The 15,851-nt window shown below is 64.0% G+C and carries 12 protein-coding genes; 6 read left to right on the top strand and 6 right to left on the bottom strand.

Annotation, left to right across the window (positions count from 1 at the left end):
* The first annotated feature begins 555 nt into the window (after window positions 1–555).
* The 6 genes from glpK to VI26_RS23090 all read left to right on the top strand — a co-directional run bounded on the left by glpK (window position 556) and on the right by VI26_RS23090 (window position 7,853).
* The gene (gene glpK / locus VI26_RS04485; protein WP_048408543.1) at window positions 556–2,061 is read left to right on the top strand and encodes a glycerol kinase GlpK; all 1,506 of its coding nucleotides are present in this window, start codon (window positions 556–558) and stop codon (window positions 2,059–2,061) included.
* Between the two features lie 85 nt (window positions 2,062–2,146).
* Complete coding sequence (locus tag VI26_RS04480) at window positions 2,147–2,848, top strand: MIP/aquaporin family protein (protein ID WP_048408542.1); 702 nt, start codon at window positions 2,147–2,149, stop codon at window positions 2,846–2,848.
* 140 nt (window positions 2,849–2,988) lie between these two features.
* Window positions 2,989–4,335 (top strand): glycerol-3-phosphate transporter, encoded by a 1,347-nt coding sequence (glpT, locus tag VI26_RS04475; protein WP_048408541.1) that lies wholly within the window; start codon window positions 2,989–2,991, stop codon window positions 4,333–4,335.
* A 410-nt stretch (window positions 4,336–4,745) separates the two neighbouring features.
* Window positions 4,746–6,263 carry a glycerol-3-phosphate dehydrogenase gene (gene glpD, locus VI26_RS04470; RefSeq protein ID WP_048408540.1) on the top strand — a complete coding sequence of 506 codons (1,518 nt, stop codon included), beginning with the start codon at window positions 4,746–4,748 and terminating at the stop codon, window positions 6,261–6,263.
* A 430-nt stretch (window positions 6,264–6,693) separates the two neighbouring features.
* On the top strand, window positions 6,694–7,062 hold the full coding sequence (locus tag VI26_RS04465; RefSeq protein WP_048408539.1) for a hypothetical protein: 369 nt from the start codon (window positions 6,694–6,696) through the stop codon (window positions 7,060–7,062).
* Window positions 7,063–7,172: 110 nt separating this feature from the next.
* Window positions 7,173–7,853, top strand: coding sequence for a B3/4 domain-containing protein (locus tag VI26_RS23090; protein WP_053074221.1), 681 nt, complete (start codon window positions 7,173–7,175; stop codon window positions 7,851–7,853).
* Window positions 7,854–8,020: 167 nt separating this feature from the next.
* Here the strand turns inward: VI26_RS23090 and VI26_RS04455 are convergent, their stop codons facing one another.
* From VI26_RS04455 to VI26_RS04430, 6 genes are all read right to left on the bottom strand, one after another.
* Window positions 8,021–9,133, bottom strand: coding sequence for an ABC transporter ATP-binding protein (locus VI26_RS04455; RefSeq protein WP_048408538.1), 1,113 nt, complete (start codon window positions 9,131–9,133; stop codon window positions 8,021–8,023).
* 11 nt (window positions 9,134–9,144) lie between these two features.
* Window positions 9,145–10,632 carry a beta-N-acetylhexosaminidase gene (nagZ, locus tag VI26_RS04450; RefSeq protein ID WP_048408537.1) on the bottom strand — a complete coding sequence of 496 codons (1,488 nt, stop codon included), beginning with the start codon at window positions 10,630–10,632 and terminating at the stop codon, window positions 9,145–9,147.
* Window positions 10,629–11,498, bottom strand: coding sequence for a carbohydrate ABC transporter permease (locus VI26_RS04445; protein ID WP_048408536.1), 870 nt, complete (start codon window positions 11,496–11,498; stop codon window positions 10,629–10,631). Before VI26_RS04445 ends, nagZ begins: the two co-directional genes overlap by 4 nt.
* 9 nt (window positions 11,499–11,507) lie before the next feature.
* A complete protein-coding gene (locus VI26_RS04440) occupies window positions 11,508–12,371 on the bottom strand; it encodes a carbohydrate ABC transporter permease (RefSeq protein WP_048408535.1) in 864 nt (287 codons plus the stop codon).
* Window positions 12,372–12,619: 248 nt separating this feature from the next.
* Window positions 12,620–13,879, bottom strand: coding sequence for an ABC transporter substrate-binding protein (locus VI26_RS04435; RefSeq protein WP_048408534.1), 1,260 nt, complete (start codon window positions 13,877–13,879; stop codon window positions 12,620–12,622).
* Between the two features lie 170 nt (window positions 13,880–14,049).
* Complete coding sequence (locus VI26_RS04430) at window positions 14,050–15,450, bottom strand: OprD family outer membrane porin (protein ID WP_048408533.1); 1,401 nt, start codon at window positions 15,448–15,450, stop codon at window positions 14,050–14,052.
* Window positions 15,451–15,851: the final 401 nt, after the last annotated feature.

The following is a 15,851-nucleotide window of genomic DNA, read 5'->3' as shown; positions in this document are numbered from 1 at the left end:
ACGAGCCGGCAAATGTGCGGCGTTTGTGTGAATCCCGCCACGGCGGCCGGGTAAATGTTCGTTTTTTGCGCGTTTTGCCAAGCGCGGCCACGTGGCGGCCGAGCTGTCGAAAACCTCGTCCCTAGCGGCGTTGGGGGCGAGGACAAGGACATTTTATCTCCAGATAGAGACAAAAACTTTGTTGCAACACAGAGTCAGTGGAGAATCACGGCTGCCAATGCGCTGCAACATAGGGCTTTTACTCGATAACTTGCTGAAGCGGCACCATTTGTAGTGAGGCGCTACAGTGGCTAAACCCTTGTCTTTATTGCTTTGCAGCATAAATTGGAACAGCGCGAAAAGTTGCAGTATTAAGATTTTTTTACGAAGAACGATTGACAAGCCTTTGGCTGGGCCTAGAATGGCTCGAAAATAAAACGAACGTCATAAGTACAAAAAGAAACATTATCAATACCTTGAGCGATGGAGCACGGCGCCTTGCCGGCATCCGTCGCCGCTGGCAACGAACGAACATTCAGACATTAGGCCGCCCATCGGCTGAACAGGAGAAACCCCATGCAGGATCAATTCGTGTTGGCCTTGGATCAAGGCACCACCAGTTCTCGCGCCATTTTGTTCAATCGCAGCGGCGACATCGTGTCGCTGGCGCAGAAGGAGTTCCGCCAGATTTACCCGCAGCCGGGCTGGGTGGAACATGATCCGCAGGAAATCTGGGGCGGCCAGGTGGGCGTGGCGGCCGAGGCGGTGGCCAAGGCCGGCATCGACGGCCGCAGCATCGCCGCCATCGGCATCACCAACCAGCGTGAAACCACCATCGTGTGGGACCGCGAAACCGGCCATCCGGTCTACAACGCCATCGTGTGGCAGGACCGCCGTACCGCGGAGTTCTGCGATGAACTGAAGGCGCGCGGCCTGGGTGAATTGATCCGTTCCAAGACCGGCTTGCTGGTGGACGCCTATTTCTCCGGCAGCAAGATCAAGTGGATTCTGGACAATGTGCCGGGCGCGCGCGAACGCGCCCGCGATGGCAAGCTGGCCTTCGGCACCGTGGACAGCTGGCTGATCTGGAACTTCACCCACGGCAAGGTGCATGTGACCGATGTGTCCAACGCCTCGCGCACCATGCTGTACAACATCCATAGCCTGGAATGGGACGCCGAGCTGCTGGACATCATGGGCATTCCGGCCAGCATGCTGCCGGAAGTGAAAAGCTCCAGCGAAGTCTACGGCCATACCCACGCCGCGCACCTGGGCGTGGAAATCCCCATCGCCGGCGTGGCCGGCGACCAGCAGGCGGCGCTGTTCGGCCAGCAATGCACCCGCCCCGGCATGGTGAAGAACACCTACGGCACCGGCTGCTTCATGATGCTGAACACCGGCGACGCGCCTATCGAATCCAAGAACAATCTGCTGACCACCATCGCCTGGAAGGTGGACGGCAAGGTGCAGTACGCGCTGGAAGGCTCCATCTTCATCGGCGGCGCGGTGGTCAAATGGCTGCGCGATGGCCTGGGCATCATCCGCCATTCCGCCGACGTCGGCCCGCTGGCCCAGGAAGTGGCCGACAGCGACGGTGTCTATCTGGTGCCGGCCTTCGCCGGCCTGGGCGCGCCGCACTGGAACCCGAACGCGCGCGGCACCATCGTCGGCGCCACCCTGGGCACCAAGGCCGCCCACATCGCCCGCGCGGCGCTGGACAGCATCGCCTACCAGACCATGGACGTGCTGAAAGCGATGGAAGCCGACGCCGGCCTCGACATCGCCGAATTGCGCGTGGACGGCGGCGCCACCGTCAACGAACTGCTGATGCAGTTCCAGTCCGACATCCTGAGCGTGGACGTGGTGCGCCCCAAGATCACCGAAACCACCGCGCTGGGCGCCGCCTATCTGGCCGGCCTCGCCGTCGGCTACTGGAAGAACGTCGACGACGTGCAGGGCCAGTGGCAGCTGGATCGTCGCTTCAAGCCGCAGCTGGAAGCCGCGCAAGTGAGCGGCAAGGTCAAGGGCTGGCAGCGCGCGGTGAACGCCGCCAAGGTCTGGGCCGACGACGAACAAGCGTAAGCGGCGACGGTTTCACGCGCTGACTGGACAAGCCCGCCGCCTCTGAGCGGCGGGCGGACGCACTCCTTATCTGGAAGAAACAATCATGAATCCTTTAATGGGCGAATTCATCGGCACCGCCTTGCTGGTGCTGCTGGGCAATGGCGTGGTGGCCAATGTGCTGCTGAAAAACACCAAGGGCCACAATAGCGGCCTCATCGTCATCGCCTTCGGCTGGGCGATGGCGGTCTTCGTCGGCGTGTTCAGCGTGGCGGCGATCAGCGGCGCCCACCTGAATCCGGCGGTATCGGTGGCGCTGGCGGTGGCCGGCAAGTTTGCCTGGGCCAAGGTGCCCGGCTATGTGCTGGCGCAGATGCTGGGCGGCATGACCGGCGCCGGCCTGATGTGGCTGATCTACCGCAAGCATTTTGACAGCACCGACTGCGCCGACACCAAGCTGGCCACCTTCTGCACCGGCCCGGCCATCCGCAGCCTGCCAGGCAATCTGGTGTCCGAAATCGTCGCCACCTTCGTGCTGGTGTTCGCCATCCTCAGCATGGTGGCGCCCAAGATGTCGCTCGGCGCCATCGACGCGCTGCCGGTGGCGCTGCTGGTGTTGGGCATCGGGGTGTCGCTGGGCGGCACCACCGGCTACGCGATGAGCCCGGCCCGCGACCTGGCGCCGCGCATCATGCACGCCCTGCTGCCGATTCCCGGCAAGCGCGACAGCGACTGGGGCTATGCCTGGGTGCCGGTGGTCGGTTCCCTGATAGGCGGCGCGCTGGCGGCGCTGGCCTATACCCTGTGATACCTGGTCGGCACATGGCCCCTGTTCCGTGAACAGGCGCCGAAGGCCGGCTGCAGTTTTAGCGCGGCGGCAGACTCAACGCCGCCGCGCTGGCAATCCACAGCCGACAAAGATCGGCCCACTAAAAAAAGAGGTGTTCCATGATCAGTATGTTCCGTCCGGCGGCGCATCAGCCGCTATTGCCCTCCTCAGAGCAAGACAGCTTGTACCGGAGACTGCGCTGGCAGATCTTCCTCGGTATTTTCTTCGGCTATGCCGGCTATTACCTGGTGCGCAAGAATTTCTCGCTGGCCATGCCCTACCTGGTGGAGCAAGGCTATTCGCGTGGCGATCTGGGCTTCGCCATGTCCGGCGTCGCCATCGCCTACGGCATTTCCAAATTCCTGATGGGCGCGGTGTCGGACCGTTCCAACCCACGCGTCTTCCTCAGCGTCGGCCTGATCCTGTCCGCCGCCATCTTCCTGCTGATGGGCTTCGCCCCTTGGGCCACGTCCAGCGTCGGCATCATGTTCGTGCTGTTGTTCCTCAACGGCTGGTTCCAGGGCATGGGCTGGCCGGCCAGCGGCCGCACCATGGTGCACTGGTGGTCGCAGAAGGAGCGCGGCGGCATCGTGTCGATCTGGAACTGCGCGCACAACGTCGGCGGCGGCATGATCGGCCCGCTGTTCATCCTGGGCATGGGTTGGTTCAACGACTGGCGCGCCGCCTTCTACGTGCCGGCCGCCGCCGCCATCGGCGTCGCCATCTTCGCCTACCTGACCATGCGCGACACCCCGCAGTCTTGCGGCCTGCCGCCGGTGGAAGCCTATAAGAACGACTACCCGGAAGACTACGACGCCAGCCACGAGCAAGAACTGAGCGCGCGCGACATCTTCAAGAAATACATCCTGCCCAACAAATTGTTGTGGTACATCGCCTTCGCCAATGTCTTCATCTACCTGCTGCGCTACGGCGTGCTGGACTGGGCGCCCACCTATCTGAAAGAGGTCAAGCACTTCTCGGTGGACAAATCGTCGTGGGCCTACTTCCTGTACGAATGGGCCGGCATTCCCGGCACCCTGCTGTGTGGCTGGATGTCGGACAAGCTGTTCAAGGGCAACCGCGGCGCCACCGGCATGTTGTTCATGGCCCTGGTGACGGTGGCCACCGTGGTGTACTGGCTGAACCCGGCCGGCAATCCCACCGTGGACATGCTGGCGCTGATCGCCATCGGCTTCCTGATCTACGGCCCGGTGATGCTGGTGGGCCTGCACGCGCTGGAACTGGCGCCGAAGAAAGCCGCCGGCACCGCCGCCGGCTTCACCGGCCTGTTCGGCTATCTGGGCGGCTCGGTGGCCGCCAACGCGGTGGTCGGCTACACCGTCGATCACTTCGGCTGGGACGGCGGCTTCATGCTGATGGTGGGCTCTTGCGTCGCCGCCATCGTGCTGCTGGCTTTGACCACCTGGCATGGGCGTGATCAGGACGCCGCCTTGAACCGGATTTAGATCCCGCAGAGCCCGGCGCTGCCGGGCGCTTTACGAGGCGGCAGCTCAGCTTGCCGCCTATTTTTTTGCGTATTTCCGCGTTTGTTCGGTTAAACCGCAAAAATCGCGTGTTAACAGCATTAAAACGAAAGCAAAATGTTGTATTTTTGTTCGTTTATAATTATTCTGGGTAGGATGGCATCGCTGGAGCGCTGACGCGCGCCAGCGAGGGAATAACAGCTTCTAAGAACGTGTTTACGATCTCGCGAGCTAAGGCGAGACAAGGCGAGAACGGGCGAGAACGGGCGAAAAAGCGGAATGTACTCGTGGTACATGAGCATTTTGAACTCGGTTTCAACGCGGTATCGCCGACGCGCAGCAGATCGTCAACAGGTTCTAAGCAGGCCCCTGGGAAGAAAGAGGTAGGGAAGATGGCAGTGGAGATTTACGACCTGATGGTAATCGGCGGCGGCATCAACGGCGCCGGCATCGCGCGCGACGCGGCCGGACGCGGCCTGTCGGTGATGCTGTGCGAAAAGGACGACCTGGCCGCGCACACCTCTTCCGCCAGCACCAAGTTGATCCACGGCGGCCTGCGCTATCTCGAATACTATGAATTCGGCCTGGTGCGCAAAGCGCTGCAAGAGCGCGAAGTGCTGCTCAAGGCCGCGCCGCACATCATCTGGCCGCTGCGCTTCGTGATGCCGCACGACAAGAACCAGCGCCCGGAATGGATGATACGCTGCGGCCTGTTCCTCTACGATCACCTGGCACGCCGGGAAGTGCTGCCCGGCTCCGAAACCGTCAGCTTCGCCAACCACCCGGCCGGCCAGCCGATCAAGCCGGCGTTCAAGCGCGGCTTCGTCTACTCCGACGGCTGGGTGCAGGACGCGCGCCTGGTGGTGCTCAATGCCAAGGACGCCGCCGAGCGCGGCGCGCGCGTGCAGACCCGCACCGCCTGTGTCGGCGCCCGCCGCGACGGCGAACACTGGCTGTGCGAACTGCAGGCCGAAGACGGCAGCCGCAGCCAGGTGCGCGCCCGCGCGCTGGTGAACGCCGCCGGCCCGTGGGTGGAAAGCCTGATCAAGGACACGCTGTCCTTGCCGTCCAGCAAGTCCATCCGCCTGGTCAAGGGCAGCCACATCGTGGTCAAGAAGTTGTTCGACCACCCCTATGCCTATATTTTCCAGAACCCTGACAAGCGCATCATCTTCGCGATTCCCTACGAGCAGGATTTCACCCTGATCGGCACCACCGACGTGGAATACCGCGGCGATCCGGCCAAGGTGGCGATAGACGATCAGGAAGTGGCTTATCTGTGCCAGATGAGCAACCGCTACTTCCAGAGCCAGATCAGCCCGGCCGACGTGCTGTCCACTTATTCCGGCGTGCGTCCGCTGCTGGACGACGAAGCCAGCAACGCCGCCAGCGTCACCCGCGATTACTCGCTGGAAATGGATCTGGACGGCGCACCGCTGTTGTCGGTGTTCGGCGGCAAGATCACCACCTTCCGCAAGTTGGCGGAAGAGGCGGTGGACAAGCTGGCCCCGCTGCTGGGCAATGGCAAGACCACCTGGACCGCCGATGCGCCGCTGCCGGGCGGCGATATGCCGGGCGCGGATTTCGAGCGTTTCCTGCAAGGCCTGCGCCAGCAATATCCATGGCTGCCGGAAGCATTGGCGCGGCGCTGGGCGCGCGCCTACGGTACTCGCGTGGCCAAGCTGATCGGCCAAGCCGCCGGCCTGGAGCAATTGGGCGCGGAACTGCTGCCCGGCCTGTACGAAGCGGAGCTGCGCTATCTGGTGAACGAGGAATGGGCGACGCGCAGCGAGGACATCTTGTGGCGTCGTTCCAAGCTCAAGCTGCATTTGCCGGCGCACGCCGCGGAGGTAATCGATGCCTGGCTGTTGGGTCAGGCCGCCGCGCGCGAGCAAAGGCTGACCGCCTGAGCTTTTACGGGCGTAACGCACAAAAACCCGGCCTTGAGCCGGGTTTTCTCATGATGCGGCAAGGCATCCGCCAGGCATGTCGCAGTTATCCACAGCACGGCGTCCAAGCCTTGGTTTATCCACATTCGCCCGCGACCCCGCCGGCTTGACCGTCGGGATGCCCGCTGGGCACAATCCAGCCGCGCTCGCGAAAACCGGGCGCATCCGCAAGGTTTGGCAGTAGCTGCTTATGGATTGGCGCTGCTAGGTACTTTAGAGCCTGTTCACGGTCTCACCCGCGCGGCGGAGCGTGAACCGCTTGTTAAGTCCCCGTTGCACGCCGTCCATACCAGATCCGCCGCCGGTTCGGCCATCCTGTCCGCGCCGGCTTAGGCGCCGGGCTTCCCGTCTCTGCCGAGGCGGGGCGCGTCGCAAGACCATGGGAGGCTTTATGTCCGTACAACGTCCGCTTAACCACCAGTATTATTCCGTCATCGCAACGGAGCCGAATCAGCAACCCTCGCTCGCCGCCCTGCTGCCGCAGCCCTTGCGCGGGCACTGCCAAGCGGTGCCGGTCGACGCCGACCGTGACTCGGCTTACCGTATCGGCCGCGAATTCTCCAGCCATTACATCGAATACGTCCTGGCGCATCCCAGCGCTCCAAACGATTCCCTGCTAGCGCGCATCGCCGAGCATGTCGATTTTGCGGCGCAAGGCCCCGAAGGCGATTATTGGGCCGGCTTTTTTTCGCTGCTGGAGGAAGTGATGGTCAATGCCGTCGACTCCTTCGATGCGGGCGGCAGCGACTCCATTCACTGAATCCGCGTTGGCGCGGCGCTTAAGCCGCGCTAATACCCCAGCAAAAAAACGCGTTTCCCCTATGAACGCCGCCAGCCTATGCTAAGGCGGATTCAACCGTGGAAAGCCCGATGATGCAGATTGCCCTCAGCCCCGCCTTATTGTCCCGCCTGCCGCAGATTCAGGTCAGCGGCCTGATCGCGCTGGAGATAGACGCCGCCGCCTTGCCGGCGCGGCTGCCGACGCTGCCGGAGCCGGAGCGTGATCTGGACGCGCTGCTGCAAGCCTGGAAGCAGTTGTACAAGGACTTGCCCGGCGACAAGAAGGCGCGCTGTTCGCTGGAATACCTGGTCAAGGCGGCGCAAAAAGACAAGCTGCGCAGCATCCTGCCCTTGGTGGACTTGTACAATCAGGCGTCCTTGCTGAGCCTGAGCCCGTTTGGCGGCGAGGACATCGCCAAGCTGGGCGGCGTGTTGCAATTGGACTTGGCCGCCGGCGACGAACCCTTTCTGCCGCTGGGACGGGATCAGGCGGAAACGCCGCAGCCGGGCGAGGCGGTGTGGCTGAACGGTGAACGGCGGGTGGTGTGCCGTTGCTTGAACTGGCTGGAGTCCGATCTGTTCAAGCTGGATGCAGGCAGCCGCGACGTGGTCTTCGTCAGCGAACGGCCGGACCGCGATTTTCCCTCCGGCGCGGCCGGCATGGACTGGCTGGCCGAGCAACTGCGGCCGCATGCCGGACGGTTGCTGCGTTTCGAACTGGACGCGGCGCGCGCGAGCTTTGAACTAGCAGCTGTGGATAAAGTGGCGTGACGGCGTGCGCTTGTGGGTAAGTCTTGCCGAGGGCTTGGCGAAGCGGATTTCGCCGCTCGCCATTTCGCTGGAGCGGTGAATTGTGGATAAAAGCGCTGGATAGATTTTTCTGTGGATAAATGAAAAAGGACGCGATCGCGTCCTTTTTGCTTATGCGCTGTTGACGTTCACACCGTCTCGGCCTGGGCCTGCGCTTGCGCCGCCAGCCTGGGCAAGGCCTGGTCCCGGGCATCGAACAGATGACAGTGCTCGGCGTCCAGCGCCAGGCGGCAGGCGCTGCCGGCCGGCGGAGCAGCGTCCTGGCCGCCCAGCTTGACCGCGATGGGCTCGGCCACGCCGTCGGCCTGGACATAGACGATCTGCACATCGCCCAGGTGTTCGACCAGTTGCACCGTCGCCGGCACGCCGGCGTCGGCGAAGCGCAGGTGTTCGGCGCGCACGCCCAGGGTGGCTGCGTCGCCGGCGCGGCCCTGGAACGGCAGGTTCAGCCGCTGGCCGCCGGGCAGTTCCAGCGCCAGGCCGGCCGGGCCGTCCGCGGCGATGGCCGCCGGCAGGAAGTTCATCTTGGGCGAGCCGATGAAGCCGGCGACGAAGCGGTTGGCCGGGCGCTGGTAGAGCTCCAGCGGCGTGCCCACCTGTTCGATGCGGCCGGCGTTGAACACGGCGATGCGGTCGCCCATGGTCATCGCTTCCACCTGGTCGTGGGTGACGTAGATCATGGTGCTGCCCAGTTCCTTGTGCAGCCGCGCCAGCTCGATGCGCATCTGCACCCTGAGCGCGGCGTCCAGATTGGACAGCGGTTCGTCGAACAGGAATACCTCCGGCTTGCGCACGATGGCGCGGCCGATGGCCACGCGCTGGCGCTGGCCGCCAGACAGCGCCTTGGGCTTGCGCTCCAGCAGGTGTTCGATCTGCAGCGTCAGCGCCGCGCGGTGCACGGCGGCGGCGATTTCCGGCTTGCTCTTGCCGGCCAGCTTGAGGCCGAAGGCCATGTTTTCCCGCACCGTCATGTGCGGGTAGAGCGCATAGCTCTGGAACACCATGGCCACGCCGCGCTTGGACGGCTGGATGTCGTTGGCGAGCTGGCCGCCTATCCACAGTTCGCCGGCGCTGATGTCTTCCAGGCCGGCGATCATGCGCATCATCGTGGATTTGCCGCAGCCGGACGGGCCGACGAAGACCATGAATTCGCCGTCGCGGATGGCGAGGTCCACGCCGTGGATCACCGCGTTGCCGTCGTCGTAGACTTTTTTAATATTGCTGAGCTTGAGGTGGGCCATATCGAATCCTTTTATTGCAGGCGCGCGGGAAGCACGCCGGCGGCGTCTATCTCGCCGGCCAGCCATTGGGCGACGGCGTCCAGCGCCGCGTCGGCGAAGCCGTAGCTGATCAGCGCCGGCGCGTCGAGATCGGCGGCGGCGTAGGGGTTCCACAAGGCCAGGTGCAGATCCGGCCGCCATTCGGCGCGTTCGCGCGCGCCGTAGCGTTCCCGGGTGGTGGAGGCGACCACGGTGTAGCGGCCGTCCTGCGGCAGCCGGCGCCAGTCCAGCTCCTCGCGCCTCTGATAGCGGATCACTTCCAGGCTGAAGCGGCGCGACAGCCGGGCGATCAGCGCGTCGGCGGACAGGCCGGCCTCGGACACGCCGTCCGACGGCGCCTGGTCCTGCACCACCAGGCGCAGCGTGGCGTCGACCGGCGGCCGTTGCGGCTGGCCGTGGAGGGTCAGCGCGCGGCGCCAGGCGTCGGCGAACAATTCGGCGTCGGCCGCGCGTTGCGCGGCGCTGTAATCGCGCTGGCGGCTGGGGTAGCGCCGGATCAGCGCGTCCACGCGCGCGGCGGCTTCTTGCAGCCGCGCCTCGCTCAGCCGGCCGGCGGCGACGGCGGCGATCAGCGCCTGCTTGCTGTCCTCCATTTCGTCCGGGAATTGCAGCACCAGGCTGAGGTCGGCGCCGGCCGCGAGCGCCTGGGCGCTGCCCTGGGCCTGGCCCCAGCGTTCGCGGATGGCCTTCATATTCATGCCGTCGGTGATCATCACGCCCTGGTAGCCCAGCTGCTCGCGCAGCAATTGCTGCAGGATGGCCGGCGACAGCGTGGCCGGCCAGTCCGCGTCCAGTGTCGGAAAGCGGATGTGGGCGCTCATCATGCCGGGGGCGAGATCGGCCAGCGCGGCGAACGGCGACAGCTCGTAATCGCGCAGCTCGGCTTTGGGCTTGTCCACCACCGGCAGGTCCAGGTGGGAATCGGTATGGGTGTCGCCGTGGCCGGGGAAGTGCTTGGCGCAGCAGGCCACGCCTTCGGACAGATGGCCGCTGATCCAGGCGCGCGCCAGCCGCGCCGCCTTGAGCGGGTCCTCGCCGAAGGAGCGTTCCGAGATCACCGGATTGGCCGGGTTGTTGTTGAGGTCCAGCACCGGGGCAAAATTCCAGTTCACGCCCAGGCTGGCCAGGCCGCGCGCGACAGCCGCGCCCACTTGCGCGGCCAGCTCGGCGTCGTCCACCGCGCCCAGCGCCATCGCCGACGGCGCCGCCGGCAGGAACAGGGTGCGCATCACCGCGCCGCCTTCCTGGTCCATGCCGATCAGGATGTCCTCGCCCAGCGCGCATTGCAGATCGGCGATCAGCCGGCGGATGCTGGCTTCGTCCGGCACATTGCGGCGGAACAGGCAGATGGCGCGCGCGCCCAGCCGTTGCAGGAAGGCGGCTTCCTCATCGCCCAGGCGCGGGCCGGCCACGTCCACCATCAGCGCCTGGCCGGCCAGTTGTTGCAGGGTATCGCTCATTTGACGGCTCCATCGAATCCGCGCAGGAAATAGCGCTGGGTGAACAGGAAGACCAGCAGGATGGGCAGCACGGTCAGCACCGCGCCGGCGGCCACCACCCGGGTCTTGAAGCTGAAGGCGCCGGACAGGTAGAGCACGCCCACCGACAGCGGGAATTTGTCCGGGCTGGACATCACGATGGACGGCCAGATGTACTGGTTCCACGCCGACACCATGGTGAGTATGGTCAGCGCCGCCAGCGCCGGGCGCGACAGCGGCAGCATGATTTTCCAGAAAATCTGCCATTCGCCGGCGCCGTCGACGCGGGCGGCGTCTATCAAATCCTGTGGCACCGCCTCGAAGGCCTGCTTCATCAGGAAGATGCCCACCGCGCCGGCCAGCGTGGGCAGCACCACGCCGCTATAGCTGTCGGTGAGCTGCAACTTGGACACGGTGATGAAGTTGACCAGAAAATTGACTTCGCTGGGCAGGATCATGGTGGCGAGGATGGCGCCGAACACCAGCTTGCGGCCGGGAAAGCGCATCCGCGCCAGCGGGTAGGCGGCCAGCGCGCTGACCAGCAGGGTGCCGGCCACGGTGGCCAGCGCGATGATGACGGAGTTCTTGTAGAAGGCCAGCAGATCGATGCTGGACACCGCTTCCTTGAAGTTGGCCAGGCTGGGCGCGCTGGGTAGCAAGGGCGGCGGGAAGGCGAACACATCGCCCTCGGTGGACAGCGCGGTGACCAGCGTCCACCAGAACGGATAGACGGTGATGACGGCGATCAGGCTCAGCACCAGATAGTGCAGGCCGCGGCCGGCCAGCTTGCTCAGCCGCGCGCTGTGGCGGCGGGCGGCGGGCGCGGCGAGGGTGGCGGAGTTATGCATGGCGTTTCCTTAAGATTCACGCGGCTGCAGGTAACGGAAATTCAGCCACGCCAGCGCCACGCAGAACACCGACATCACCAGGCTGGCGGCCAGCGCGCGGCCGAAGTTCAGCGATTTGATGCCGAATTCGTAGGCGTAGAACAGCGCGGTGTAGGTGGACTGCATCGGCCCGCCCTTGGTCATGATCTGCACCTCCTCGAAAGCCTTGACCGCGGCCAGCACCGACATCACCGAGCACAGCAGGATGGTGGGCGCCAGCAGCGGCACGGTGATGCGCCAGAAGCGCTGCCAGGCGTTGGCGCCGTCCAGCTGGGCGGCTTCGTAGATATCGGCCGGCACCGCCTGCAGGCCGGCCAGGTAGAGCACCATATACCAGCCCAGGCCGCGCCAGACGGTGATGAACATCACCGCGAACAGCGCGATGCGATCGTCGTTGAGCCAGCCCACCGGTTCGTTGATCACCCGCAGCCAGTGCAGCGTGGCGTTGAGCACGCCGTCCTCGGTGTACATGAAGTTCCAGATGATGCCGATCACCGATACCGAGGTGACCACCGGCAGGTAGTAGGCGGCGCGGAACCACTTGATCGCCGGCAGCTGGTTGTTGACCAGCACCGCCAGCAGCATGGCGACGACCTGGATCACCGGCACCACCAGCAGGTAGACGGCGGAATTTTTTAGCGAGGCCAGGAACAGCTCGTCGCCGAACAAATCGCGGAAATTGTCCAGGCCCACCCAGCGCGGACTGTCGATCAGATTGTATTGGGTGAAGGCGATGAAGCTGCCGAAGCCCACCGGCCAGAAGGAGAACGCCAGCATCAGCAGCAGCGCCGGGGCCAGGAACAGATAGGCTTGCAGCGTGGTCTTGGTGCGCATGGGCAGAACCTTGTGACGTAGCGGCAGGCCGGCGCCGGGATGCGGCGTCGGCCTGCGGGTTGCGGGGCGGCGGGGTCTGGGACGCCGCCGCGTTCAAGCACGTATTTAGAACCCGTTCATAATCTGCTGCGCTGCGGCGATACGGCGTTGAAAACCAGCTCAAAACGCTCATGTACCACGAGTACATTCCGTTTTTTCACTCGTTTTCGCCTTGTCTCGCCCTGGCTCGCGAGATTTTGAACAGGTTCTTAGAGCTTGCCGCTCCAGAACGCCGCCGCCTCGTCCAGCGCGACCTTGGGGTCCTGGCGGCCAGTGACGGCTTTTTCCACCGCGGCGGCCAGGCGAGCGGACAGCACGTCCGGGTCCTTGACGCCGGCCAGGTAGATGGTGCGGGTCTTGTCCAGGCTGGCGGCGGCCACGCCTACGGCTTTTTCCGCCGCGCCGGCGTCATTGGCCACTTTCTGGAAGTAGGGGTCTTGCGCTGCCTTGCGCGCGGTGGGCAGGGTGCCGGCCAACTTGGCGAAGGCGAGCTGGTTGTCGGCGTTGGTCAGGTAGTTGCCGAACTTGCCTATCTCCGGCAGCAGCGCCTTGTTGACGTTGCGCGCCACGCCGAAGTTGAACATCCAGCCGCCGGCGGCGATGCCGGTGGGGCCTATGGGCGCCGGCGCCACCAGGGTGGATTGGTAGAGCTTGGGCGCTTCGTCGCGCACCCGGGTCAGCGAGGCCGGGGTGGTCACCAGCATGGCCATGCGGCCGCCGTTGTAAGCGGCGATGGAGACCTGGAAGTTATCCTGGGCGAACAGATTGTCCTTCAGCAGCGCGCCGGACTTGTAGGCGTCGCCCAGTTTTTTCAGCATGGCCACGTGGGCCGGGCTGTTGAACACCGGCTTGCCGTCCTTGAGCAGGGGCAGGCCGTTCTGGATCAGGAAGCCCTCGATCTTGGTGGGCCCCAGCGCCGGCGCGAAGCCGGCGACGCCGGTCTTGGCCTTGATGGTCTTGGCGTAAGCCAGCTGCTCGTCCAGCGATTTGGGCGGCTTGGCCGGGTTGAGGCCGGCTTTCTTGAACAGTTCGGCGTTATAGGCGATGACGTTGGCGCCGTTGTAGTGCGGGAAGGCGTAGACCTTGCCGTCGAAGGTCACGTCCTTGATCGCGCCGTCCACGTACTGGCCCTTGTTGATCACGCCGTCCAGCGGCTGCAGCAGGCCGCTTTGCTTGTAGTCGTATGCCCAGGGCACGTTCAGGTTGACCAGGGCCGGCGGCTTGCCGGCGCCGACGGCGGCGGTGAACTTGGACTGGATCACGTCCCAGGGGTAGTCGGTCCATTTGATTTCGACATTGGGGTTCTGGGCGTTGTACTTGCCGACCAGATCCTTGAAGTAGCCGTCGAATTTGGGCGACAAGCTCATGGTCCACACTTCCAGCACCGGTTTGTCGGCGGCCAGCGCCGGCAGGGCGACGGCGCAGCCGGCGATGAGCAGGGCGGCGCGAGCGAAGGCGTTGAGTTTCATGATGTTTCTCCTTTGAGGCCGGCGCTGGCGTCAGCCGTGGCGGCCAGGGTGCAATATTATGCTATTTGAATGTCTTGTTGCGGCATTGTGGCATTGAAGAGGTTTTGATGAAAGCGATACCACTGCAATGCCAGTGCGACCGCGGGCGCGCCGCGGCCGGAATGCGTGGATCAGAAAGTCTTGCTATAGGAGGCGATGACTTTCACGTCGTTGCGATCGGATTTGCCGTAGCTGGCGACACCGTTGTTGGCGCCGAAGCCGTCGGTCCTTAACCAGGCCGGATAGACGCCGATGCTGGCGCCCTTGAGCGGCCCGCTCTGCACGGTGTAACCCACGCTGAAGTCGACTTCGCGCAAGGTATGGCTACGATTGCTGACCGGGTTTTTAGCTCCCGTGGAGTAATTGCCGGAGAGTCCGACGGTGAGTCCGGGAATGCCCTGCTTGGCGAAGTCGTAGTTGACCCCGACTTTGTAAACCGTCATGCCGTTCCAGACGAAGTCGTCCAGCTGGCCCCAGGTCTGGATGAAGTTGCGGTTGTCGCTATTGCCCCAAGGCGTCAGGCGGAAGTTGAGTTCGCCGGAGTCCGGCGCCTTGGTGTAGCCCAGGCCGCCCATCAGCGTCCAGCCGTTGGTGGCGTAGCTGAGGCTGCCGCTGGTGTGATACTCGTTCTTGGGGTTCTGAATGCCGGAGAGCTGGGTCTGGTATTTGGCGGTGAAGTAATAGCCGGTGGCGGTCAGCTTGTCGTCGCCATTGAGCTGCCAGGAATAGGAGCCGGCGATCTGGGCGTTGCGGCGGTAGTCCTTGCCTTCGCCGATGCCGAAGTCGACGAAGCCGTTCTTGGGCGCGTAGCGGAAGCCCAGGCTGTTGACGTAGTCGACGCGCTTGGCGGCGCTGCCATTGCTGCGGCCCTGTTCCCAGGAGTTGCTCATGTCGCGGAAGCGGGTGTCCCATTCATTGCGGAACTGGTCGGCCCAGCCATAGCCCACTTCGAAGTCGCCGAACTTGTATTTCATTTCCACGCCGCGGTAGGCGTGGGATTGCAGGCCGCCGGAGGTGCCCAGCGTGCCTATGCCTATCGGGGTGTAGCCGGCGCGGGCGGAGAAGCCCTGGCCGTCCTCGTGCTGGCGGAATTTCAGCGCCGCCTGGCTCAAGACCGCGCTGCTCTTGTCCATGCCGCCGGGTTGGGTGCTGTCGTTGATATCGTGGTACAGCACTTCCGACCAACCCTTGCCGTTGTCCAGACGGAGGGCGGCGTGGGCGGCGGCGTCGAAGCCCAGCTTGTTCCAGGCGTAGCCGGAGCGGAAGTTCAGGCCCAGGTTGAGCGCGTTGACGGTGATGTCGTCCCGATTGGGCGGGGCCGACCAGTCCGCCTGGCGGTTACGGCCGTAATAGATGGCGCTGACGGTGGTTTCCGACTTGGTGATCAGGTCGTAGACGTCCACCGGTTCAAAGGTGGCCGGCGCGCCCTGGGTGGGCGAGGTGTCGTTGGCCGGAATCGCGTCTTCCGCCGCCATCGCCGCACAGGGCAGCGCACTCAATAGCAGCAGGGCAAGCTTGGTCAGTTTAGGCATTTCAGTCACTCCAATCACGTGGCAACATCTCTGGCGGATGTCCTGCGCTAAAACTATCTGGTCTTTTACTGGTTCTCAATTGGTATCTCATTGGTATTGCAAAATATTTCGTCATAATGTTGCAATGCTGCCATGCACATTGAGTTGTGGTGAAAAGTTGGGGAAAGCCGGGAGATAAGTGCTGAATGCGAGTGAAAACCGTGTACTTTTTTGCTTTGCGATCAGTTTTTGGGCTGCCAACGAACTATCCGCCGCGATAACGAAGTTTTGCTGCTTGAATCAGGTGGATCAGTGGTGGCTGCTTTCGTTTGACGACATTGCTGCAATGCAATATTCATCCGCCGCGCCTGTCGGCCCATCGCTGTCCCATAGTCCAAAAAACGGGGCGGGCCATTGCCAGA

Source organism: Chromobacterium sp. LK1 (genome assembly GCF_001043555.1).
GTDB classification, from domain to species: domain Bacteria; phylum Pseudomonadota; class Gammaproteobacteria; order Burkholderiales; family Chromobacteriaceae; genus Chromobacterium; species Chromobacterium aquaticum.
Note: the sequence above shows the minus strand (reverse complement) of the source record. Positions and strands in the feature narration are given on the sequence as shown.